This window comes from Weizmannia sp. FSL W8-0676 (genome assembly GCF_038593015.1).
GTDB lineage: Bacteria > Bacillota > Bacilli > Bacillales > Bacillaceae_C > Weizmannia > Weizmannia coagulans.
On sequence record NZ_CP151954.1, the window covers coordinates 426,419 to 450,590 of the forward strand.

Annotated in this window: 19 protein-coding genes and 1 pseudogene; 13 read left to right on the forward strand and 7 right to left on the reverse strand. The window is 36.6% G+C overall.

The genetic code is table 11. The features are described 5' to 3' along the window. The first annotated feature begins 12 nt into the window (after window positions 1–12). From NST20_RS02085 to NST20_RS02120, 8 genes and pseudogenes are all read left to right on the forward strand, one after another. Window positions 13–912, forward strand: coding sequence for an SDR family oxidoreductase (locus NST20_RS02085; RefSeq protein ID WP_342399967.1), 900 nt, complete (start codon window positions 13–15; stop codon window positions 910–912). After that, window positions 893–1,525, forward strand: coding sequence for a sugar transferase (locus NST20_RS02090; protein WP_342399968.1), 633 nt, complete (start codon window positions 893–895; stop codon window positions 1,523–1,525). The genes NST20_RS02085 and NST20_RS02090 overlap by 20 nt, the downstream gene beginning before the upstream one ends. Further along, window positions 1,525–2,793 carry a glycosyltransferase gene (locus NST20_RS02095; RefSeq protein ID WP_342399969.1) on the forward strand — a complete coding sequence of 423 codons (1,269 nt, stop codon included), beginning with the start codon at window positions 1,525–1,527 and terminating at the stop codon, window positions 2,791–2,793. Before NST20_RS02090 ends, NST20_RS02095 begins: the two co-directional genes overlap by 1 nt. 4 nt (window positions 2,794–2,797) lie before the next feature. After that, window positions 2,798–4,297 carry an O-antigen polysaccharide polymerase Wzy family protein gene (locus NST20_RS02100; protein WP_110133785.1) on the forward strand — a complete coding sequence of 500 codons (1,500 nt, stop codon included), beginning with the start codon at window positions 2,798–2,800 and terminating at the stop codon, window positions 4,295–4,297. A gap of 1 nt (window position 4,298) precedes the next feature. Further along, window positions 4,299–5,255: a glycosyltransferase gene (locus NST20_RS02105; RefSeq protein WP_110133786.1), complete on the forward strand. Its 957-nt coding sequence runs from the start codon at window positions 4,299–4,301 to the stop codon at window positions 5,253–5,255. Then, window positions 5,256–6,659: a hypothetical protein gene (locus NST20_RS02110; protein WP_342399970.1), complete on the forward strand. Its 1,404-nt coding sequence runs from the start codon at window positions 5,256–5,258 to the stop codon at window positions 6,657–6,659. Window positions 6,660–7,125: 466 nt separating this feature from the next. Further along, window positions 7,126–7,278, forward strand: a complete 153-nt coding sequence (locus NST20_RS02115) for a hypothetical protein (RefSeq protein ID WP_162533417.1) — start codon at window positions 7,126–7,128, stop codon at window positions 7,276–7,278. A 196-nt stretch (window positions 7,279–7,474) separates the two neighbouring features. Then, window positions 7,475–8,252: pseudogene (locus NST20_RS02120) on the forward strand (IS5/IS1182 family transposase); the annotation flags it as partial. Window positions 8,253–8,541: 289 nt separating this feature from the next. Here NST20_RS02120 and NST20_RS02125 read toward each other — a convergent pair. From NST20_RS02125 to NST20_RS02140, 4 genes are all read right to left on the reverse strand, one after another. After that, a protein-coding gene (locus NST20_RS02125) for an IS3 family transposase (protein WP_179234616.1) occupies window positions 8,542–9,655 on the reverse strand; the annotation gives its coding sequence in 2 pieces (ribosomal slippage) (window positions 8,542–9,391 and window positions 9,390–9,655; 1,116 coding nt in all). Between the two features lie 533 nt (window positions 9,656–10,188). After that, the gene (locus tag NST20_RS02130) at window positions 10,189–10,989 is read right to left on the reverse strand and encodes an AAA family ATPase (RefSeq protein WP_342399971.1); all 801 of its coding nucleotides are present in this window, start codon (window positions 10,987–10,989) and stop codon (window positions 10,189–10,191) included. Further along, window positions 10,982–12,334, reverse strand: coding sequence for a DDE-type integrase/transposase/recombinase (locus tag NST20_RS02135; protein WP_342399972.1), 1,353 nt, complete (start codon window positions 12,332–12,334; stop codon window positions 10,982–10,984). Before NST20_RS02135 ends, NST20_RS02130 begins: the two co-directional genes overlap by 8 nt. Window positions 12,335–12,376: 42 nt before the next feature. Then, on the reverse strand, window positions 12,377–12,895 hold the full coding sequence (locus NST20_RS02140) for a DUF6431 domain-containing protein (protein WP_340703907.1): 519 nt from the start codon (window positions 12,893–12,895) through the stop codon (window positions 12,377–12,379). 537 nt (window positions 12,896–13,432) lie between these two features. On the opposite strand from NST20_RS02140, the gene NST20_RS02145 reads away from it, so the two are divergent. Next, complete coding sequence (locus NST20_RS02145) at window positions 13,433–14,743, forward strand: transposase family protein (RefSeq protein ID WP_013858128.1); 1,311 nt, start codon at window positions 13,433–13,435, stop codon at window positions 14,741–14,743. Window positions 14,744–14,993: 250 nt separating this feature from the next. Here NST20_RS02145 and NST20_RS02150 read toward each other — a convergent pair whose 3' ends face one another. Further along, a complete protein-coding gene (locus NST20_RS02150) occupies window positions 14,994–16,304 on the reverse strand; it encodes a transposase family protein (protein WP_013858128.1) in 1,311 nt (436 codons plus the stop codon). A gap of 780 nt (window positions 16,305–17,084) precedes the next feature. Between NST20_RS02150 and NST20_RS02155 the strand changes: the two genes are divergently transcribed. Both NST20_RS02155 and NST20_RS02160 read left to right on the forward strand, forming a co-directional pair. Continuing rightward, on the forward strand, window positions 17,085–20,921 hold the full coding sequence (locus NST20_RS02155) for an Ig-like domain-containing protein (RefSeq protein ID WP_342399973.1): 3,837 nt from the start codon (window positions 17,085–17,087) through the stop codon (window positions 20,919–20,921). Window positions 20,922–21,180: 259 nt separating this feature from the next. Continuing rightward, window positions 21,181–21,540 carry a helix-turn-helix transcriptional regulator gene (locus NST20_RS02160; protein WP_013858322.1) on the forward strand — a complete coding sequence of 120 codons (360 nt, stop codon included), beginning with the start codon at window positions 21,181–21,183 and terminating at the stop codon, window positions 21,538–21,540. 152 nt (window positions 21,541–21,692) lie between these two features. Here NST20_RS02160 and NST20_RS02165 read toward each other — a convergent pair whose 3' ends face one another. Next, window positions 21,693–21,833: a ribbon-helix-helix protein, CopG family gene (locus NST20_RS02165; protein WP_003352379.1), complete on the reverse strand. Its 141-nt coding sequence runs from the start codon at window positions 21,831–21,833 to the stop codon at window positions 21,693–21,695. Between the two features lie 87 nt (window positions 21,834–21,920). Here NST20_RS02165 and NST20_RS02170 point away from each other — a divergent pair, with 87 nt between their 5' ends. After that, a complete protein-coding gene (locus tag NST20_RS02170) occupies window positions 21,921–23,039 on the forward strand; it encodes an RNA-guided endonuclease TnpB family protein (protein WP_342399974.1) in 1,119 nt (372 codons plus the stop codon). 89 nt (window positions 23,040–23,128) lie between these two features. On the opposite strand, the gene NST20_RS02175 is transcribed toward NST20_RS02170, so the two are convergent. Further along, the gene (locus tag NST20_RS02175) at window positions 23,129–23,743 is read right to left on the reverse strand and encodes an SDR family NAD(P)-dependent oxidoreductase (RefSeq protein ID WP_342400395.1); all 615 of its coding nucleotides are present in this window, start codon (window positions 23,741–23,743) and stop codon (window positions 23,129–23,131) included. Here NST20_RS02175 and NST20_RS02180 point away from each other — a divergent pair. Continuing rightward, window positions 23,738–23,902 carry a hypothetical protein gene (locus NST20_RS02180; protein WP_233896643.1) on the forward strand — a complete coding sequence of 55 codons (165 nt, stop codon included), beginning with the start codon at window positions 23,738–23,740 and terminating at the stop codon, window positions 23,900–23,902. The genes NST20_RS02175 and NST20_RS02180 overlap by 6 nt on opposite strands. Window positions 23,903–24,172: the final 270 nt, after the last annotated feature.

A 24,172-nucleotide genomic window follows, 5' to 3' on the forward strand; every position in this document is an offset into this window, starting at 1 on the left:
GAGGAGTATGTTATGAAAATTGCTATAACAGGAGGCACTGGATTTCTTGGAAGGTATTTAGTAGATAAACTTTTGAAATATAAACATGAACCGGTTATTTTAACCAGAAAAGTTATAATAGATGGTAACGTAGAATACCGTTTTACAGACTATTCAATTACTGATTTAATAGATAACCTATCTGACATTGATGCAGTTGTTCACCTTGCTGCAAAACGAGGAAGTCAGGGGAGAATATCAGAGTTTCATGATAATGAGGTCCTTACCCAAAATTTATACGAAGCATGTTTAAAGAATGAAATTAGAAATATTATATATGCATCTTCTATCTCTGTGTATTCTGATGAAACTTTATTACCATGGACAGAGGAACACCCGCCTATGCCTAAACTAATGTACGGGGTAAGTAAAATGGCATGTGAGTATATAGGGAATATTTATTCACAAAGATATGAACTTGATATTAAAAACCTGAGATTTGCTCACATATACGGATTTAACGAGAAGAACAATTATATGATAAACAAGTTTTTTAGACAGGCTTTTAATAAAAAAACTTTAGTTCTAGATTCAAAAAGCATATCTAAAAGAGAGTTCTTATATGCAAAAGATGCAGCTAAGGCCATATTATGTGCTTTAAATACATCCGAAGCATCAGGAAATTATAATATTGGTAGTGGAGAATCCTTGACTAATCTGGAGGTAGCTGAAAAAATTAATTTAGCATTTAAAAATGAAGGCAATTTACTTATAAAAGATCCAAGCGCAAGCGAAAATATTGAATCTTCTTATATGAAAAGTAGCAAAGCACTGGATGTTTTGAACTTTAAAGCGGATTATAGTTTTTTTAGTTCTCTACAAGAAATCTATGATTTAATGAAGGAGTTAGATCATGTACCAATACTTTATTAAGCGTTTTTTAGATATTTTGTTATCATTAATAGTTCTTCCATTTTTTTTAATTATAACAGTTCCGGTTTCTATTTTAATTAAGTTAGAAGATAGGGGGCCTATCTTCTACAATGCTTCTAGATTAGGGAAAAATATGAAAGAATTTAAAATGTATAAATTTAGATCTATGAAAGTTGATGCACCAGACATTCGTAATGAAGATGGTAGTACATTTAATTCCAATAATGATCCTAGGGTTACAAGAATAGGAAAAATTTTAAGAAAGACTAGTATAGATGAATTGCCGCAAATTTTAAATGTGCTGAAAGGAAATATGAGTTTTATTGGGCCTAGGCCGAGTCCATTAGGGAATAAAGACCACTACCCAAAGGAATATTTTAAAAAATTTGATGTCTTGCCTGGAATAACTGGTTATAATCAGGCAACGCTTAGGAATAAGTCAACAATGGAACAACGAATTCAAAATGATTTATTTTATGTTGAAAATGTCTCATTTATATTAGATATGAAGATAATTTTCAAAACAGTCATTTCTGTAATTACTTCAAAAAACATTAACAGAAATAATTCAACATATATGTCTGAAAGCAGTAAAAGGGAGAGCCATATTTAATGAATAACTGTCTAATTTTATTGACAAATTATTATCCTTATTATAAAGGGGAAGAATATTTAGAAACGGAAATTAAATATTTATCAAAAAAATTTAAGGAAATTTATATTATAGCTACCATGGTGTCCAAAGAGATGGTACAAACAAGGCCATTACCAGAGAATGTTTATCCATTAGTAGTAGGATTAAAACATTCGGTATTTGGAAAATTAAAGATGCTCCTCCATCAATTTAATTCAATTTCTAGAAAGAAAAACATAACATTTTTAGAAACAAAAAAAACACTTAATAAGCTTTACAGTTATTATTTTGAGAGTAGAGCTATGGAGATATATAACGTTACTAAAAGTTTATTGGATGAGAATTGTAATTTTAAAAACTATAATTCTATTACCATATATAGTTATTGGTTGTATGTTACAGCAAGAGTTGCCGTTGAGTTAAAAAATAATTATTTTAATGGCAGGAAGGTATACGCAATTTCTAGAGCACATAGATATGATTTATATGTAAACGAGTCACCTTTAAAGTTTTTACCCGAAAGAAAATTTTTAATTAATAATTTGGATTTTGTTTTTCCATGCTCCCAAGATGGAGTAGACTATTTAATAAATAACTTTCCTGAACAGAAAAACAAAATAAAATTATCCAGATTAGGTACATTAGCTCCAGCTATGACAGGAAAAACTACTAATGAAAAATTGTATATTGTCAGCTGTTCTGTTATTCGGAAGGTAAAAAGGCTTGACTTATTAATAGATGCTTTAGTTGAATTAGAAAAAAGAGATATACCTTTTTATTGGACTCATATAGGTGACGGACCAGAATTTAAAAATATAAAACGGTTAGCTAAAAAAAAATTAAGACAAGAAAATTATCACTTTACTGGATTCAAAAAAAATCAAGATGTTATTAAATGGTATAATGAAAATAGTATAACCTTTTTTATAAACGTTTCATCCTCTGAGGGCGTGCCGGTTTCAATCATGGAAGCACTCTCTATGGGTGTACCCGTTATTGCAACAGATGTGGGAGGAACAAAAGAAATAGTTGATAATGAGAAAAACGGTTTTTTATTGGAGAGAGATTGTAATTCGGATCAAATTTTTAATTATATATTAAAATTTAAAAAAATGTCTTCTTGTTGTTACAGTACAATGTGCAAAAATGCATTTGAAATTTGGAAATTAAGGTGTAATGCAGAAATTATATATTCAAATTTTGCATGCGACCTAACAAGCTTAAATTTAGAAATTGAAGATAGGTGATATTTTGTTAAAAAGGTATCGAATTATCATATTTGTGTTTTCATTCTTGTTTTTTCTAATTGGCCTATGTTTTAACAATACTAATATTATGCTGGTTTCAATTTGTATGTTATTTACTAACAATATTTGGTATGCTTGTGAACGAATAAACGATAGAATTATATTTTTCGCCTTTAATTGTACTTTTTTTGTTTTTTTATTAGCAAGATTAATAGTAAAGCCTCTTACTGGATACTATGATCCATATAATAATAATTACTATGGATTAGATTTTGATAATCAGAAGATCGTGTTAATTATTTTTACAACACTATTCTTGAGCTTATTATTTCTTTATATTGGTTATTTTCTGTTTCAAGGATTTTTATTAAAACAACAAAATGTGGGAAAACCAAAAAAACCAAATAGATCAAAAGCTTCAAATGGGGTCTTTGTTAAAAATGTGGCTATAGTAAGTGAATTACTTTTTTACTTTACTTATCTTTTTAATATTTTAGTAATGATAGATAAAGCAAGGTTTACTAGTAATTTAGGGTATTCTCAGCTGTATTCTTCTTACGATTCTTCCTTTCCATCATGGGTAATAAAAATAAGTGAAATGTGTCCAAGCGCTCTGTTTGTTTTTTTAGCTACTTTACCAAAAAAGAAGAGAAGTTTTTTTCCAATATTATTATTTGTTATGTCAGGTGTTCTATCTTTAATAGTAGGACAGAGGAATAACTTTGTATTAAATATATTAATCATATTGGTGTATTTTGTCCTAAGGAATAGGGAGGATAAGAAGGAAAAATGGTTTGGAAAAAAAGAATTTGTTACTGCTGTCATCTCATTTCCGTTTTTAATTTTGATATTAAATGCAGTAGCTTATATAAGGGTTGATTCCAAATACGAGTTTTCTTTTCTTAATAGTATTTATGAATTTTTTTATTCACAAGGGGTTAGCGTAAACTTAATAGGATATGCTTATTCTTTGTCTGATCAATTACCCTTAGGGAAAATTTATTCTATTGGAAGAATAATAGACTTTTTAAGAAATAATGCAATTTCTCATTTTTTATTTAGTACTCAGGTCTTTCAACCCCAAACCATAGATTCAGCTTTATATGGAAATAGTTTTGCTGATTCTGTTTCCTATCTGTTAAGCCCACAAAGATATATAAAAGGTTGGGGATATGGTTCATGTTATATTGCTGAAGCTTATAAAGATCTTGGATATTTTGGCGTAATACTAGGAAACTTTGTAATGGGAAGTATTTTAGCTTTACAGGTATATTTATTTAGAAAGAAGGGAATTATCGGAAAATGGGTTTGCCTATCTATGACTAGACTACTTATGTATGCTCCTAGAGATACCTTTACCTCATTTTTTGTAACCACTTTTAGCATAATTAATATAGTAACATTATTTGCTATATTATTAGCAGCATTAATATTAAGCAAACAGTATTACAAATTACCGATTAAAAGAATAAAACTAACTAGTTATGAGGAGAAGAAAATGTAAAATGTTAGTAACAATTGTTGTACCAATATATAATTCCGAGAAATTTTTAAGTAGATGTTTAAAAAGTATTCAAAATCAAACTTACAAAAATATAGAAGTTATAATGGTTAATGACGGCTCTCAAGATAATAGTTTAAAAATTTGTTTGGAATTTGCAAACAAGGATAGTAGATTTACTGTTATAAATAAAGAAAACGGTGGTGTTTCTTCGGCGAGAAATGTAGGTATAGAAAAAGCGAATGGAGAATATATAAATTTTATAGATCCGGATGACTGGATTGATAATGCTATGATAGAAAGATTATATAGTACTATCAAAAAATACAATTCAGATATTTCTATATGTAATTATGTTAAAGAATATGTTTATAACGATGAGCAAAAGCAATTAATCAATGTTGATAGACTTATAAAAACTTACGATAGAATTCAAGCTTTAAACGAGATGCTAAAACCAAACAGTTTTAAAGGATTTGTGTGTAATAAACTATTTTCATTAAATCTAATAAAAGAAAACAAAATTAAATTTGATGAAAATATAAATTTTTGTGAGGATTTGTTATTTTGCTGTGAAACTATGTTGAAAGCAAAAAAAATAGTGTACGATAATTCCCCGTTTTATCACTATTTTATTCATTCTAACAATATTACTTCTGGATTTAATATAAAAAAAATAAGCTCATTAGATGCAATAGAAAAGATAATAAATTTATTAGATAAATCTGGCGTTTCAATACTGAAAAAAACATACATTACTTATTATATGCATATGAACATAAGTCTTCTTTTAAATAGTATAAAAATAAACGCTAATAAAAATGTAATTAATCAGTTAAAAATGAATCTCTTTAAATACAGACTCACCGAAGTTAGAAGTAAAAAGATATTTTTATCTTGTTTGTTGTCAAGACTTAGCACAAAACTCACTTATTTTTTATGGGCTGGTCGAGGTATATAAATGAAAAATCTGTTGCGTAATTTTTCCTACACTTTTATTTCTAATTCTGTTTCCATTTTAATTTCTACTATTCTTATTGTAATTGTTCCAAGATTCATCAGTATAGAGAGTTACGGTTATTGGCAGCTTTATATTTTTTTTAACTCCTATATTTCTTATATGTCACTTGGACTAACAGATGGGGCATACCTAAGATATGGTGGATATAAATATGACAAATTACCAAAAAAATTATTTATTTCACAGTTTTGGTTTCTAGTATTATTTGATATTATTTGTGATTTTACAATTGCTTATATGTATGCATTTTCAAACAACAATTCAGATAAAATTAGTGTGGTATTTTTTACTTGTTTTTCTGGAGTTTTGGTTGTTCCACGTTCTTTGTTAACTTTTATTCTTCAAGCAACAAACAGAATTAAAGAATATGCGGTTGTTACTTTGTTGGAAAGAGTATTTTATTTTTCTCTAGTTATTATTTTCTTGCTAATTGGCATTACTGATTTTGATTTTTTAATTTTGGCTGACATTCTGGGGAAGATAGTTTCAACATTATATGCAATCCTAGTTTGCAAAGATATAGTATTTGGGAAAATTGATTACCTTAAAAATACCCTTCGAGAAATAAAATTAAATATTTCTGCGGGTAGTAAATTATTGTTTGCAAATTTTGCAAGTATGTTTATTGTTGGTGTAGTAAGGTACTTTGTAGAAAAAAATTGGAGTGTGCGAACATTTGGCAAAATTTCTTTAACTCTAAGCATATCTAATATGTTAATTATGTTTATAAATGCTTTAGGTATAGTTTTGTTTCCAGTTTTAAGACGAACATCATATGATAATTTGCCAGACATATATAAAAAAATTAGATCAATTATTACTGTACCTTTGGTTGGTATTCTTGTTATTTATTATCCAGTTAAAGAGATACTTTTATTGTGGTTACCGCAATATTCTGATAGCATTATGTATATGGCTATATTATTTCCTATGAGCTTGTTTGAAAGTAAAATGCAGTTGTTAATTAACACTTATTTAAAGACTTTAAGAAAAGAAAATTTATTGTTGAAAATAAATTTAATTACTGCATTGCTAAGTGTTCTATTAAGCTTTTTGTCAGTATTTATATTGAACAATTTAAATTTAACGGTGATTTCTATTTTGGCAATACTGGCAATTCGTTATATTATTTCGGAGACTATTGTATCTAAAATTTTAAAAATAAATTTTAAAAAAGATTTAACTATTGAGGTTGGTATTTCTATTATATTTATTTTGTGTTCTTGGTTTTTGTGCACTTATCTCGCATTTATTATATATATAATTATTTACATGCTCTATTTACTATTGAAGAAAAAAGAAGTTATACTTATTTTTAATATTGTTAAGGATATTAAGTTTTAGAGGTTCTTTTTTGAGAGTGAATTAGTATAATAACGGTGTTAATAATATGAGTGACAAAGGGGTGTGAGAATATCTTATTCAAGTTATTAAATTTATTTGGATTTATAAGTACCATTTTATTGTGGTTCAGGGGAATGATTTTAAGTTAAATGGTGATTGTTTTTAAAAATATGAATTTTTTATTACTCTTTGTTTTTGTAAAGTATGGTAGTTAAATATAGATATTCCGGTATGTCGAATTTACAGGATGATCCTTTATACATTGATTTTTCTAGTTGGATAATGCTGGTTTTATTTTTCTTTTTATGTGAGGGCCTGTTAGGACTGAAATAGAACGAGAGAATATCGAATTTTAAAGTTGCGCTCTGGATTTGTGGTTAAGTAGAGGAGTTTTTGGTTTGTGAGTGAAATTGGTCAATAGAAATCAGGAAGGGGGAAACCCCAGAATATTTAGGAGGAGTATAAATTGAATAGGAAAGAAATACAAAATGATTTTAAACATGTGCTTGAATACGGCTATAAAAAGGCAATTGAAGATCCAGATATCTCGATAAATCAGTTACTTCAGGAAATAACGGATAGACTAAGGGATATTTATGCTAATATAAGATCTAAATAGAGCTTGCTGAATAAGAAAAAATTCCAGGTTTGAAAAGAGTTTCGACTACTTTAAATATAAAGTATAAGGATTTTATGGGAAACACGTAAAATACCTTTCACATGTAGGCAATTGTTATGTACAAAAAGACTGATCATCATTAAATTATGTAGAAGATTTTTTCTACCATTTGTGGAATATGAATTAAAAAATCAATACAGACCTTGAGGCGTTGAACGAAGCTCGCGAGAAACTGGAACATATCATTGATGTCTTGCATGAACCACACAAAAGGAAATTACGTAAGCCACGGACCTACAAGAAAAGAGCCCGCAAGGACTATCTTTCTGTCGCTAAGCAACGCAAAGCTGGCGCCCGGAAAATCCGGAAAGCTGTCGGCAAGCAGCTTGGGTATGTGAAACGGGATCTGAAAATCATTGAAAATCTTCTTACCCAAAGCTCCCTGTCTCTTTTGAGCAAAGATGAATATCGGCAACTTCTCGTGATTCATGAACTTTACCGCCAACAGGCAGAAATGTACAAAAAGAAAACACACCGGGTTGACCACCGGATTGTAAGCATTTCCCAGCCACATGTCCGTCCAATTGTGCGCGGCAAGGCAAAAGCGAACGTGGAGTTCGGTTCAAAAGTCGCCATCAGTGTCGTAGATGGTTATGCCTTGATTGAGCACCTCGACTGGGAAAATTATAATGAAGGGACCACTCTTAGGGAATCTGTTGAGCTCTTCTACAACCGGTTCGGATTTTATCCGGAAGCGATTTTGGCAGATAAAATCTACCGAAACTGTGATAAACTGAACGCCGCAATTCTCTTGGTATTCGCCTAAGTGGACCGAGATTGGAAAGCCCATCAAAAATCGGAAGACAAAACCTTGGAACCCTTGGCAAGGCAGGGTGCCTCTGGACGTAATGCCTATGAAGGAAAAATTTAGTGAAGGCAAGCGCAAGTATGAGACTAGGCTTCGAACACGCTTTTAAGAGATCAGTGAAAAAACAGTAGTAGCTAAGGTGGACCCCATCGTCAAGACACAAATTTAAAATTTTTAAGGTGGGTCAGAATCTGAAAAACAGATACTGACTAATAGAGCGTGAGGATGCTCATTGGAGGCAGTTAGTGGACAGTTCACTTTTTTTGGAGTGATTCATCCTGCTTTATTTTTCCTTCTCCGGGGGTGTTGTGTCAAGGGCGAGTGTAGCGAGGGCTTTGCCGAACCCTTGACACAACACCCCCGGAGAAGTATCCTCTACCCGAAGGATGAATCACTCAAAGGCCATAAACGGAGGCAGGAGTCTTATAGCCCAGGGCCTGATGGAGTCTTTCGTGATTATAGAATTGTATAAAGTTACCAATCTCTTTCCTTGCTTCTCTAGGGGAATTGTATTCTTTTAAATATACTTCCTCATACTTGATGGTTCGCCAAAGCCTTTCGGTAATGATATTGTCAAGGGCTCTTTTTTTGCCGTCCATGCTGATTTTAATCGTGTTCTCAAGCACCAGATCCGTGTATTTGGGACTGGTAAAATGGCTGCCCTGATCACTGTTTAAGATCTCTGGCCTGGCGACTAAGAATGCCCGTTTCACTGCTTCCAGCACAAAGTCGATCTCAAGGGTTTGGTCTATCTCCCAGCTAACGACATAGCGGGAATACCAGTCAATGAGCGCCACCAGGTACATCCAACTTTTTTGAAGCCGGATATAAGTAATGTCAATACCCCACACGTGATTAGGGTGTGTAATCTTCAAGTTTCTAAGAAGGTACGGGTATATTCGGTGTTCAAGACTGCGCTTACTCAGGTTTGGACCAGGTGTGATCCCGGCGATTCCCATTTCCCTCATGTGGCGCTGTACAGCCTTTCGGTTGATGACCAAACCTTCGGCATTCAGTAAAGCAGCAATGCGCCTGGAGCCGTAATAGGGATGTTTGGTGTAGATTTCATCAATCCGATGTTTGATAAACAATTCTTCAGGAGACGGCCCGACTGGCTTGTAGTACAGGCTTGAACGGTTCAGGCTCAAAAGATCGGCCTGGATGGAAATTGGCAGTTTTGCTTCGTCATCCCAGTCGACCATTTCAACTCGTTCTGCTCTACTCCTTAATTCCAGATTTTTTTTTAAGCCACGACAACTGCGTGGTTAGGCGGCCGACTTCCGCATAGAGACTTTCAATGGTCTGTTCATACTCGGCTTTCATTTTTTCAACTTTTTTGTTGCCTTTTTCAAAGACTTTTGGCATCTGTTCAAGAAAAGCATTTCTCCATTGGCGAATTTGATTCACATGGATTCCATGAGCAGAAGCAATTTCGTTCATCGTTTTTTCTTCTTTTAAGACCTCTAGCACGACTTGAGTTTTAAATTCAGGCGTATAACTTTTTCTCATAAACCTACTTTAACAGCTCCTCATTTTGTGTCTAGTTTTATGGGTCCATTATATTTTTTTTCAAAAAAAATCATCCTTTTCCGTTTTACAATATTTACCACAGGAATGAGTAGCTTAATCTATTGAAACCCGCCTAAAACCGACCAAAGCGGAAAAATTTAGACACTTATAATAAATAAATTTACCCCATTAAAATCAAAAACTCACAATTTCTTTTTACATTTGTCATAATGTTCCTACAAACGTCTTTTTTCTTTAGTGGAATAAATCAACGACCTTTAATTGTCTGACTGCTTACAGTTTCAGGGGATATAGCATTTTGGCAAGGGCTCTAAAGTAAAAAATGAGTCATGTAAACAGGAAAGTTGTTCTGTTTTATCGAAGTGTTACTGACGACCCAAAATGGCAGGAAATTGACGGTGTTATTTGTCCAAAAATTGACGGAATTGTTGTCAATTAAGGGGGGAAGCCAGTTTGCGCTTTATTGTGGCTTCCCCTATGAGTTTAATACTTAAATTTAAATCATTGTCATTTCACGAAAGTTCCCCTTCAATCACACGTTTTACCATATGATCGTCAATGATTCGATGCCTGTTTTGTGCTCCGTAAAGTAGACAGTGGGTACAAATCTTGTTGATGATCCTTGCGGATCCCCCGGAAAAACGATGGATTTCATCTAAAGCTACATCTGTGAAAATTTGCTCAGTTACTCCTGAATATTGTAAATGCATGGCAATATATTCTGCAGATTGAGCTCTGTCGTAATGCCCCAGTTTGAATTGAATATCAATCCTTTGGCGGATTGCTGTGAAGGATTGGAGGCGCAGGCGGTCCCATAATTCACTTTGTCCGACAAGAATCAGGCTCATAGGGCTTTGGGCATCCATTTTGAAGTTCAGCAGGAATCTGACTTCCTCCAACATTTCCCGATCAAGAAGATGGGCCTCGTCCACGACCACTACCGGCTGAACGCCATGAATTCCTCTCATAAGCTCAATTTCCCGATGAAGCTGCCGTTTTGCATCGCCTCTATAAAATTTAGACTCACACCCGAGTTGTTCCAACAACCCTTTGTAAAAATGTCGAGGCGTTAATTTGGAATCAGACAAGTACAGTACTTTATATTGTCCATCATCAAGCCGGTCAACAAATTTACGGATAGTCGTCGTTTTCCCAGTCCCACAATCGCCTGTTAAAACCGCGAATAACTGCCTTTCAGCCGTATATTTTAACCGCCCCAGTATTTCCTGCATCATAGGAGAATCATAAAGCTTTTCAGTCGGAATATCCCGTGAAAAAGGCGTATGAGTCATACCGTAGAAGGCTTCAAACATTCTCACCGTCCTCCTTCCATACAGCCCGGAAGGAGACGGCTGGTGTTTGTTCCATCTGTCGTTCCTGATACTTTTGTTCCGCAGCTTTTAATAATCTTGATGAATCGGCTTTCTGTGGCTGAAGATGATCAGGAAGGGGTGGCCTTTTCCCTGATCTTTCACCAATTTCAAGTTTATGAGCTTTCCATGGCGAATAGCCTTCAAACTCAATGGTGAGTTCCTCCAGATCCGCAGGATCATAGATAACTTCGACTTTCTGCCCAATAAATGCCAGGCCTACTTCGTATTTTTGATCCATGAAACTGATACAGCCGGATTTATCCACCTTGCGTGTTTCGCAATGCAGGAATGCATCCGCCAATGTATTTGGCTCAATGAAACGAAGTGCTTTTCTGTCACTTCTAAATGCCGATCTTGGGCTTATTTTTTCCCCAAGCGCAGAATGCGGCTTCTCCTGATAACACTCTGTCAGCCAGACTTGAAACAGTTCATTTAACCGTTCTAATGTCTTCGGCTTTTCTAGTGAGACTTCCCCCAGAAAAGAATCAATGAGCCGGTTGAATTTTTCAACCTTGCCTTTGCTTTCTGGCGAAAATGGCTTCGCGTAAACCAGCCTGGTTCCAAGTTTTGAACAGGTTCTCCCCATCCATTTCGTCCTGTATTGTTTGCCATTATCAAAGTAAACGGCTTCGGGAGCACCATATTTTTGCACTGCTTGTCGAAAAGCATCCTCCACAATCCGGGAATCAAGTGTCGGATAAAATTCACCGTGTAAAACATACCTCGTCGCATCATCAATAATGGCGACCAAGTATACCTGCTTCTTGGCACCATTTGGGCCAATCGGTAAATACGGGCCATATTTGATATCAGACTGCCAAAGCTGATTCCGATGTCTTTTTTGAAACCTTCTGGCGGCCACTCCTGATTGCGAATAAAGCCTCATCTGCCTGGAACTGTATCCTCTCTCTGATAGCTTTTCCTGAAGGGTTGAACGTTTGATTTGCCCGGGTTCTGCAAGACCTTCCCATTCAAGTATCTGTATGATTTGTGAAACACTTCGGCTGGGGGCCTCTCTTCTAAGTAGAATGGCCTGTTCTATGATATGCGGCGGGACTGCCTCAGGCTTGGTTTGGGACTGCTTTCCTTTGGGCTTCAATCCTGAAAATCCTTCTTTTCGAAACTGCGTTAAATAACGCCTGATAGTCCTTTCAGAAAGGCCGGAGGCCTTACAAATTTGTTCCTTTAATTCCTTCGCTTTTCCGGCATCCAATCCATCCGCCAATAATGGAGAAATGAGTTGAAACCTTTGGGCTGCCATTTCATCTGCTTTCTTGTGATCCATTCATGATAGACTCCTTTCCTATTTATCTACCATGAGTGTAAATCAACCCCCGCCGGACAAGAATGCAGAACGGGTATGTACCCATAAATAAAAATTTACAACGGGTCGGACAACACGCGCCAGCCATCCGGAGGCATTGCCCACCAATCGCCCTAATCTTTGGAGTGCGGTCCCCGAAGTTTCGGGCAAAACTTTCAGGTCGTCCCCATCTTGTTTGGTCTGATGTTTAATGGAAACAAGGCAATGGATCCAGTATTCTACATAAAAATAAAACCAGTCTTTCCAACGATAAAGTGTTGATTCATCTGCCGGAATATCATGATTGGAACGATTAGTCAAAACCGTTTCAATACATTCCGATTTATATCTTTTATAAGGCACCAGAAATTCTGGAAGTTCATGATGAATCTTTCCGCATTGTTCACATTGTAAACGCCTGATATTATAAATATGCTTCTTTCCAGATCTATCAATGGCTTTTCGATCTCTTGTCCCAATAACCTTCATATGTTTACCACAACAAGGGGAAGGTACTTTTTCCGCACCCCTAACCAAAAACACCAAGTTGAGTATTTTCAATTAGCTTATAATCTGATACAATAACCATAATCGTTATTTTTGGTGGGACATTCCCCGTATAGCTGATGGTACAGTTATACATCATGGGGGATGTCCTTTTCCTTTCTCAAGAATAAATACGAGGACATTATACTCGTCAAATTCCGGACAGGCAATACCGTCAACTTTCGGTTATTTTTGGATGTCAGAAACATCGAAGAAAATGCGTAAAAGAAGTGTGCAAATGGACCAGTTCTTCAATTTGTATGATGCCGTGATTGGGAAAAAGCCCTAGTTTATCCGGTATAAAAAAAGAGCAAAATGATTTGAAAAATTTGCACAGCTCTGAGGAGTAAAAATTTTTCGTGATAATTTAACTATTCCCCCCCAAAAATGCGGCTAAATATGTAATAATTTAAATAATTAGAGCTTGCTGGACGAATATTTTGGCATGGCTTAGTGACAAGTCGAATACAAGCTAAAATTTGATTCGTTCAGCAAGCCCTAATTAAACTTGGCTGTTTTGAGGGGGTTTTTATTTTGGTTACTAGAAAAGAAAAAAGAAATCGTGAAAAAGAAGCAAATTATTTTTTCGAGTTCCTTAAAATTCAGAAGCATTTTTTCAAAGACCTGATGAATAACCTAAAAAAGGTAGCAGACCACCGACATCAAAGCTATATCACTTATGGTCCAGAGGTCCTTTTATTTACGATGATGTTGAAAAATATGACCGGCCTAAAATCCATGAGAAACATGAGTGAGAGTTTTAATAAAGAAGAATGTATTAAAAATGTAGGGAAGGTGTTAGGCTTAGATTCTCTTGAAGAACTTCCACATTATGATACAATTAACGACTTTTTATCTGGCTTAGATGTAAATGAATTAGAAAAAATTAGAACGTATATGATTAAAGAATTATTGAAAAAAAGGTCTCTCGAGTCTTATCGAATTGAAGGAAAGTACTGGGGTGTCATCATTGATGGAACTGGATTACACACCTTTCATGAGAAACATTGTAAACACTGCCTGAGACGGGCATATACAAATAAAGAAACAGGAGAAACGAACGTACTTTATATGCACCATGTACTTGAAGCCAAGCTTGTCGTGGGGGATATGGTCTTCAGTATTGCCTCCGAATTTATCGAAAATGAATCAGAAAATGTTTCTAAGCAAGATTGTGAATTAAAAGCCTTCGACAGGCTGGCAAAGAAAATAAAAAAAATATTTAAAAGACTACCGATTTGTATCTTGGGAGATAGTCTCTATGCATGTGAAACGGTATTTAATCTGTGCAGGGCGCACAAATGGAAATATATATGCAGATTTAAGGAAGGGAGAATTAAAAGTATCTCGACGGAGTTTAAGGCAATAAAAGAGCTGGAACAAAGTAAGGATCAGAATTCATTAGTTTGGGTGAATGATATTGCCTACAAAGACAGAACGGTCAATCTGATGGAGGCCACAATGAAAACAGAGGATGGGAAATCGAAAGAGTATGTATTTATAACGGATATTAAAATCACGAAAAAGAACGTGGAACGACTCATCGCTGCAGGAAGAAGCCGCTGGAAGATTGAAAATCAAGGATTTAACGAACAAAAAAATAATCGTTACAATATAGAACATGCCAATAGCCAAAACTACACAGCCATGAAAAATCATTATTTATTAGTTCAAATAACAGATATTATTAGACAGCTGTTTGAAAAAGGTTCGTCAATCTTAAAAGCACTCAAAAAAACGGCAAAAGAAAAATCCTCAAATCTGTTGGAATCGTTTCGGACACGCATTTTAACAGACGAGGATTTCACCCATTTAAGTAAGCCAATACAAGTAAGGTTTACTTAATGGTTATATTATAGCAAAGGATGTGATGTAAAAAAAGGTTTTTTTGAAGTTATCCAGTTCTGAAGAGTAAATTCATCAATTTTTAGATGTTTTATGATAAAATGACTTATCCACATTTAGAAAATTTTTCCATCTATTTTTTCTGCTTTCAAAGTCAAAAAGAGCCGAATTTGCAAATTTCTTTTTTAAAATTGTGGATAACTTCAAAAAAACCTTTTTTTACATCACATCCTTTGCTATAATATAACCATTAAGTAAACCTTACTTGTATTGGCTTACTTAAATGGGTGAAATCCTCGTCTGTTAAAATACGTGTCCGAAACGATTCCAACAGATTTGAGGATTTTTCTTTTGCCGTTTTTTTGAGTGCTTTTAAGATTGACGAACCTTTTTCAAACAGCTGTCTAATAATATCTGTTATTTGAACTAATAAATAATGATTTTTCATGGCTGTGTAGTTTTGGCTATTGGCATGTTCTATATTGTAACGATTATTTTTTTGTTCGTTAAATCCTTGATTTTCAATCTTCCAGCGGCTTCTTCCTGCAGCGATGAGTCGTTCCACGTTCTTTTTCGTGATTTTAATATCCGTTATAAATACATACTCTTTCGATTTCCCATCCTCTGTTTTCATTGTGGCCTCCATCAGATTGACCGTTCTGTCTTTGTAGGCAATATCATTCACCCAAACTAATGAATTCTGATCCTTACTTTGTTCCAGCTCTTTTATTGCCTTAAACTCCGTCGAGATACTTTTAATTCTCCCTTCCTTAAATCTGCATATATATTTCCATTTGTGCGCCCTGCACAGATTAAATACCGTTTCACATGCATAGAGACTATCTCCCAAGATACAAATCGGTAGTCTTTTAAATATTTTTTTTATTTTCTTTGCCAGCCTGTCGAAGGCTTTTAATTCACAATCTTGCTTAGAAACATTTTCTGATTCATTTTCGATAAATTCGGAGGCAATACTGAAGACCATATCCCCCACGACAAGCTTGGCTTCAAGTACATGGTGCATATAAAGTACGTTCGTTTCTCCTGTTTCTTTATTTGTATATGCCCGTCTCAGGCAGTGTTTACAATGTTTCTCATGAAAGGTGTGTAATCCAGTTCCATCAATGATGACACCCCAGTACTTTCCTTCAATTCGATAAGACTCGAGAGACCTTTTTTTCAATAATTCTTTAATCATATACGTTCTAATTTTTTCTAATTCATTTACATCTAAGCCAGATAAAAAGTCGTTAATTGTATCATAATGTGGAAGTTCTTCAAGAGAATCTAAGCCTAACACCTTCCCTACATTTTTAATACATTCTTCTTTATTAAAACTCTCACTCATGTTTCTCATGGATTTTAGGCCGGTCATATTTTTCAACATCATCGTAAATAAAAGGACCTCTGGACCATAAGTGATATAGCTTTGATGTCGGTGGTCTGCTACCTTTTTTAGGTTATTCATCAGGTCTTTGAAAAAATGCTTCTGAATTTTAAGGAACTCGAAAAAATAATTTGCTTCTTTTTCACGATTTCTTTTTTCTTTTCTAGTAACCAAAATAAAAACCCCCTCAAAACAGCCAAGTTTAATTAGGGCTTGCTGAACGAATCAAATTTTAGCTTGTATTCGACTTGTCACTAAGCCATGCCAAAATATTCGTCCAGCAAGCTCTAATTATTTAAATTATTACATATTTAGCCGCATTTTTGGGGGGGAATAGTTAAATTATCACGAAAAATTTTTACTCCTCAGAGCTGGAAGTTATCCACAATTTTAAAAAAGAAATTTGCAAATTCGGCTCTTTTTGACTTTGAAAGCAGAAAAAATAGATGGAAAAATTTTCTAAATGTGGATAAGTCATTTTATCATAAAACATCTAAAAATTGATGAATTTACTCTTCAGAACTGAAATTTGCATATCCAGCTAGACAATATTTAGAAGATATTGTAAACTTGGAATAAAGCGTTTTTACCTCCGTTTTTATAAGGAATTCTGATAAGACGTTTGAAAGAAATCATCATACTGTATATTCCCATAGAAAAGCAGTTGGGGAAGCTGAAAAAAAGATGAATACATACTTGGGGGTGATCATAATTATTTATTCGGGATTTTTCCTTGCGCCATCCAAATTTTCAACATGGCTACTTGAGAGAGTTTCTATTTGGATGCAATTTATACCGTATGCAGAATGGGAGTAAAATCCTTACTGCACCGATTGCTACTGGTTGCCTATAAAGGATGTCTTCTTTTGTCTTAATGGTTTGGATACTTTTTATCCTTCAAAATGGGGGAAAAGCACCGCATTTGTTTGGTAAAAGATTAGGGGGGGGAATCAAATGAAAAAAATGAAAATAGTACTCTATGTGTTGTTGGCGTTTTCTTTGATCGCTGGGTTGCCGACAGGTGCCCAGGCAAGCAGTAAGGCTGACCAGCAAAATAAGGTGGGATCCGCTGATGTTGGCCTGAATCAGAATACCAAGCCTCATCTGGATAAAAAAGGACAGCAAAACTACAAAAATCCGGACGATTATCCATTGGTTGGAGAGGGAGAATATGCCGGTGCTTTGAAAGACACCTATGGCAGCTATCATTATCTTACCTATATCTCTACAGCGGAATACTCAGACACCAAAATGCAGCTGCTCATTCGCCATGCTTGCAATAGCAGTAGCACGGACCCTTATTTGTATGCTGAATTCTATACCAACCGAAATGGAGTAATGGATTATTTGGGGAGTGCCTATCACAATATAGGTGGGTTTACAGAAAATGTTTTGGGTTACACCATTGATAAATCACTCTATGAAAATGATCCCTATATTTATATAAGGATAGGCACACTAAGAAGCTTTTCGGATCAATACTTCAGCGGTGTGACTTACTTTAAGGTGGCAAACCCGTTTTATAAAGGCAGCGGTTCAAATGCCGGGGATACCAAGTACTATGAACTCATCAGCAATGAATCTACTGATGGCTCGGTTTCTGAATATACCGGTTCTTTCCGTATTAATAATGATGCCTATGCCGACAGCAAAAATCTCAGCCCGTCTGCATATCGTATGGATTATGTGGCACCGTTTGACACAGAGAAAAACCAAAATAAAGCTTTGAAAAAAGAGACAAAGTCGATTAAAAAAGACTATGTGAAAGGGGATAGCAAATCATTCTACGTCCAAAACATGGAAACCAACGAATTTTCATCCATTTCTGCAACGCTCCTTTATAGTGGTGCTCATGCCAACGTTTGGGTGAACAACAATGATATTACAGAGGACGAAGCAACGTTACTTGGAAAAGAATTCGATAATAAAATCTATCGATTAGATGTCGATAATTTCGGATTGCCATCTGATGTTGACCAAAACGGGAAGGTCAATATACTATGCTATGACATTCAAGATGGATTTAGTGGAAGCGGCGGTTACGTGGCTGGGTATTTTTCTCCGCGCGACCTGTATCATTACAGCTATTCCAATGAGTCGGAAATTTTCTATATTGATACCTATCCATTGATGGGCATGTCTGCTACGAAAGATGTTTCGCAAGCTTATTCTACGCTGGCGCATGAATTTCAACATATGATTAATTTTAACCAGAAAGTATTTGTGCAAGGATTGACCGATATGGATACTTGGATGAATGAGGGCCTCTCGATGGCGGCTGAACAAATTTACACCGGTGCGCCGTTGAATGACCGCATTGATTACTACAATGAAGATGCGGACATTACAAAAGGCCATTCGCTCCTGTATTGGGATTATGAGGGTGACACATTGGCAAACTATTCTTTATCATACCTGTTTATGGAATATTTAAAGGCCCAGTGTGGACAAGGAAACACGATTTATAAAGAATTGATTAGTGATCCACATACTGATTATCAAGCAGTGCAGAATATCATCCACAAATACATTGATCCGAACCTTAGCTTTGGCCAGTTTATGACAGATTTCCGTGCTGCACTTGTCTTGAAAGAAGACACCGGCCTTTACGGATTTAAAGGGGATACCGCTTTTGACGGGCTGAAAGTAAAAACCTACAGCGGCTCCTCAATCCATATAAAAGGCGGCGGATCCATCGTCAAAGCTTTAAGTTCCAAGGATGATTTTCAAGTTCCTTCTGACAAAGGAGACGATGTTACCTATACGCTTCTTGAAAAAGGTGATGCAGGCGCTGTAACGTCTCTTTCAAAACCGTCCGTTCAAACGGTGGGGGATAATGACACAGTGGTTACCGGTACGGCCGACCCGAATGTGACTGTGAAAGTAGCGGTGAGCGGAAAGGAAATTGGTTCCAATTCTACTGATTCAAATGGAAATTTTTCGGTCAGCATTCCTAAGCAAAAGGCTGGAACAGAACTGCATGTATATACAGAAGATGGCAAGGGCAATCAGAGTGAAGAAACCGTCGTCACTGTTCAAGACAAAACGGCTCCGGCAGCGCCAAAAGTGAATGAAGTAAGTGATGCAAGCACTGCGGTTACAGGAACCACGGAAGCGGGCGCGAAAGTAACAGTAACATCTGGCTCGAACATTTTAGGCACGGCAACAGCCGATAGTACTGGTGCATTTAATGTAACCATCGCAAAACAAAAAGCAGGAACGAAGCTTGTCGTTTATGCAGAGGATGCAGCAGGGAATAAAAGCGCTGAAACAACGGTAACGGTCATTGACAAAACGGCTCCGGCAGCGCCGAAAGTGAATGAAGTAAGTGATGCAAGTACTACGGTTACAGGAACCACGGAAGCGGGCGCGAAAGTAACAGTAACATCTGGCTCGAACATTTTAGGCACGGCAACAGCCGATAGTACTGGTGTATTTAATGTAACCATCGCAAAACAAAAAGCAGGAACGAAGCTTGTCGTTTATGCAGAGGATGCAGCAGGGAATAAAAGCGCTGAAACAACGGTAACGGTCATTGACAAAACGGCTCCGGCAGCGCCGAAAGTGAATGAAGTAAGTGATGCAAGTACTACGGTTACAGGAACCACGGAAGCGGGCGCGAAAGTAACAGTAAAATCTGGCTCGAACATTTTAGGCACGGCAACAGCCGATAGTACTGGTGCATTTAATGTAACCATCGCAAAACAAAAAGCAGGAACGAAGCTTGTCGTTTATGCAGAGGATGCAGCAGGGAACAAGAGCGGTGAAACAACGGTAACGGTCATTGACAAAACGGCTCCGGCAGCGCCGAAAGTGAATGAAGTAAGTGATGCAAGCACTGCGGTTACAGGAACCACGGAAGCGGGGGCAAAAGTTACTGTGAAATCCGGCTCAAACATTTTGGGTACGGCAACGGCTGATCATACCGGTGCATTTAAGGTAACCATTGCAAAACAAAAAGCAGGAACGAAGCTTGTCGTTTATGCGGAAGATGCAGCAGGGAATAAGAGCGGTGAAACAACGGTAACGGTCATTGACAAAACGGCTCCGGCAGCGCCAACGGTTCAACCATTTGGCGATAACCAAACAGTGATTACAGGTAAAGCCGAGGCTGGGTCAACCGTAACGATTAAATCCGGAAAAACGATTTTGGGTACAGCCACAGCAAGTAGTAAGGGTAGCTTTTCAGTCAGAATTAAATCGAAGCAAAAAGCAGGAACGGTTCTAACAGCCTATGCGACAGATAAAGCGGGAAATACGGGTGCAGGCAAATCCTTCAAAGTGGAAGACAAAACAGCACCATCGGCCCCGTCCGTCAATCGGTTTGGTGATAATCAAACAACGATTACAGGTAAAGCAGAAGCCGGTGCCAAAGTGACGATTAGACGTGGTAAAACGGTGCTGGGGACAGGGACAGCAAACAGTAAAGGCACCTTCTCAATCAGGATCAAATCGAAGCAAAAGGCAGGAACGACTCTGACAGCCTACGCGACGGATAAATCGAGAAATACAAGTGCAGGAAAATCGTTTAAGGTTGTAGATAAAACCGCCCCTGGCATTCCAACAGCCGGAAAGGTCACTTACAAATCAACAACGGTTTTCGGTAAGGCGGAAAAATACGCGACGGTTTATGTTTACAACGGTAGCCATTACGTCGGAAAAGCAACGGCAAATTCAAAAGGAACCTACTCGGTGCATATGAAGAAACAAAAAAGAGGATCCACGCTGAAGATTTATGCAAAAGACAAGGCAGGGAATAAAAGCAAATACAGATATGTAAAAGTGAAGTAAGATGAAACGGCCTCCAGGTAGGGGGCCGTTTCTCCATATTCTGGAATGATAGATCGTTTTAGGTGAAAATTCCATCGCCTTCAGCTGGTGTTTTAAGCTGGGGATATTGGTCAATTATTACCAAATGCAATGAATAGTGTATTCGTATAAGGTATCCCAAACAAGGGAGATACTATGCTGCAACTTTTGTAGACGTCTACACTTTTTGCGTGGTTTTGTATATAATAAAGATATAGGAATAATTGAGGGAGTGTAATTCATGAATAAAGCCAATGAAGCGGCAATCAAAAAAGTGAGAGATTGGCTTGACACAGAAGGAAAATCCATTCAAGATCTTGCTGAGGAAGTAGGAATCAGTAAATCCTTAATGGGACATATTTTAACAGGAAAACGGCAATTTCTTCCAAACAGAATGGCTCAAGTCGCAAAAGTTATGGGGATTACCGTTGAAGAATTGTTAGCTGAAGATCGTTCAGAAAAACCTTATGTACTTTCTTTACGCGGGAAAGCCAATTCGAGGGCTGCCAAACGCCAGTTGGAAAATATGTTATTTGCAATTGAAGATTGTTTACGGATTGAGGAGATCAATCGTGCTACTGGGGAGAAACCATATGAGTAAGCTGAAGTTACAGTCGGAACAAGTTGGTGAAGCTTTCGCCGGGCAATTTTTAACGGCTTTCCGAAAGAAGTCTCCCATCCTCAAGGAATGTGAAGGTGCGAATCGCACCAATGAGTAGGTGGGAGATGAATTTCGGTTGGCTTTAGCCAAAGTTATTTTTCCAATCCTTTTCTCAACAATTCTAAGATTGCGGCTGTTCTAGTTGGAATCCCATTTTCTTTTTGATATTGCTCCAATTTTTCTAATATCGTCTTAGGCATACGAATTTCTACACGTTCTTTCTCTTCTCTCATGATTATCACCTCATATTGATTGTACGGATTTTTTACGATATAATCAATATATACGAAATTTTTCCGCACAAAGTGAGGTGAATTGATATGGCCAAGCAAAACAAAGCTTTCAAGTTTCGTTTGTTACCAAACAAAGAACAATCCGCATTATTAGCTAAGACATTTGGTTGTGTTCGCTTTGTCTACAATAAGATGTTAGCTGAACGCAAAGAAACGTATGAAAAGTTCAAGGATGATAAAGAATTGCTTAAAAAGCAAAAGTTTCCGACTCCTGCAAAATATAAAAGTGAATTTCCATTCCTAAAAGAAGTGGATTCTTTCGCTTTGGCAAATGCACAAATGAACTTACAGACTGCTTATAAGAATTTCTTTGAAGGAAATGCGGATTTTCCAAAGTTCAAAAATCGTAAAGCAAAACAATCCTATACAACTAATATGGTCAACGGAAATATTAAGCTAGAAAATGGTCATATCAAACTGCCAAAAATCAAAAAGCCAATAAAAATGAAACAGCATAGAGAGATACCTGCTGATTATAAAATCAAATCTTGCACTATTTCTAAAACAAAGACAGGCAAATACTACATTTCAATTTTGACAGAATATGAGAAAGATATTCGTCCAGTTAACATACAGAAAGTTGTTGGTTTGGATTTTGCTATGGATGGTCTATATGTCGAGAGTGAACAGGGTAAGAAAGCCAATTACCCACGTTACTATCGGCAAGCCTTAGATAAATTAGCAAAAGCACAACGAATTCTTTCTCGAAGAAAGAAAGGTTCTGCACGTTGGAACAAGCAACGACTAGTAGTGGCTAAGTTACATGAGAAAGTGGCGAACCAACGCATGAATTTTCTTCATCATAAGTCAAAAGAATTAGCTTCTAACTTTGATGCTGTCGTGATTGAGGACTTGAACATGAAAGGGATGTCTCAAGCCCTTCACTTTGGGAAAAGCGTTCACGATAACGGCTGGGGGATGTTCACTACTTTCTTAGCGTATAAGCTAAAAGAACAGGGGAAACAACTTGTGAAAATTGATAAGTGGTTTCCCTCCACTAAGAAGTGTTCATGTTGCGGCAAGGAAAAAGAAATGCCATTATCTGAACGTGTATATAAATGTTCTTGCGGCTTTGTATTAGATCGCGATCACAATTCAGCAATCAATATCAAAAATGAGGGATTACGCTTATTAGCGTTATCATAAGTAACAAAACTCTTGGAACAAGAGGGTTAGCTCGGTCAGTTTTCGTTGGCTAGTAAAAGCAACGATAAGTCGAGAAGCCCCCACTTCAATCAAACCGTAAGGTTGATAAGTGGTGGGTAGTTCACTGTCAGTTCTGTGCCCATATATCCCGGGCTGATACAGTTGACCCGCACATTTTTGTCCGCCCATTCAACAGCCAATGATTTCGTCAATTGGATAACGCCTGCTTTAGAAGCATTGTAGGAGCATTGCGGCTGCGGTACGTTGACAATATGTCCGGACATGGATGCTGTATTGATAATTGAACCGCCGCCTTGTTGAATCATTACTTTGCCGGCTGCCTGCGCAGTTAAAAAGATCCCCGTAAGGTTCACATCGATGACTTTTTTCCATTGTTCGAAGGTCATTTCTTCAGCCGGGACATTCAGGCAAATTCCCGCATTGCAAAACGCAACATCAATCCGCCCGAATGCATCCAATATTTTTGTGATCATTGCCTTTACATCCTCTGGTTTTGTCACATCGGCTTGTACTGCAATGGCCTGAACCGGATGATTTTCTTGCAGTTCTCTGGCGGTTTTTTCTGCTTCTTTTAAATCCACGTCAACAATTGCGATGTCTGCACCCGCTTCAGCAAAAGCAGTGGCAACGCTTTTACCAATCCCTCTTGCGCCGCCTGTTACGAAAATCTTTTTTCCATGTATTTAAAAGATGAAGATTTATACATTCTTCATGAAAAGGTAAACGAGAAGACAGCTTTTCCAAGCGAAGAACCGTTTATCTTTATTAGCCGTTCCAATGAAGACGGTGTGCCGGTCGGTGCTGCCATCCCGTTTATCCAATCGTTTCTGGACAGTATCTAACACAGGCGGAAAATCAAAAACCATGTTGAAAATGCAAGACGAAACGGCCTCCGGATATGGGAGGCCGTTTCAGTATGGAAGGAATATGCTTGTGCCCCCTATACAAAAAACTTAGGCCCTGCACAGATTCAAGGATGTCAAATGTTGTCCCGAAAAAGCCGTATTTCCAAGACCGGTTAGATAATCAAGAATCCGTTTCCAAATTGATAAAAATCTCTTTATATACATAAGAATGAAAAAACATGGGTATAGGTCTGTATATAAGGGAGG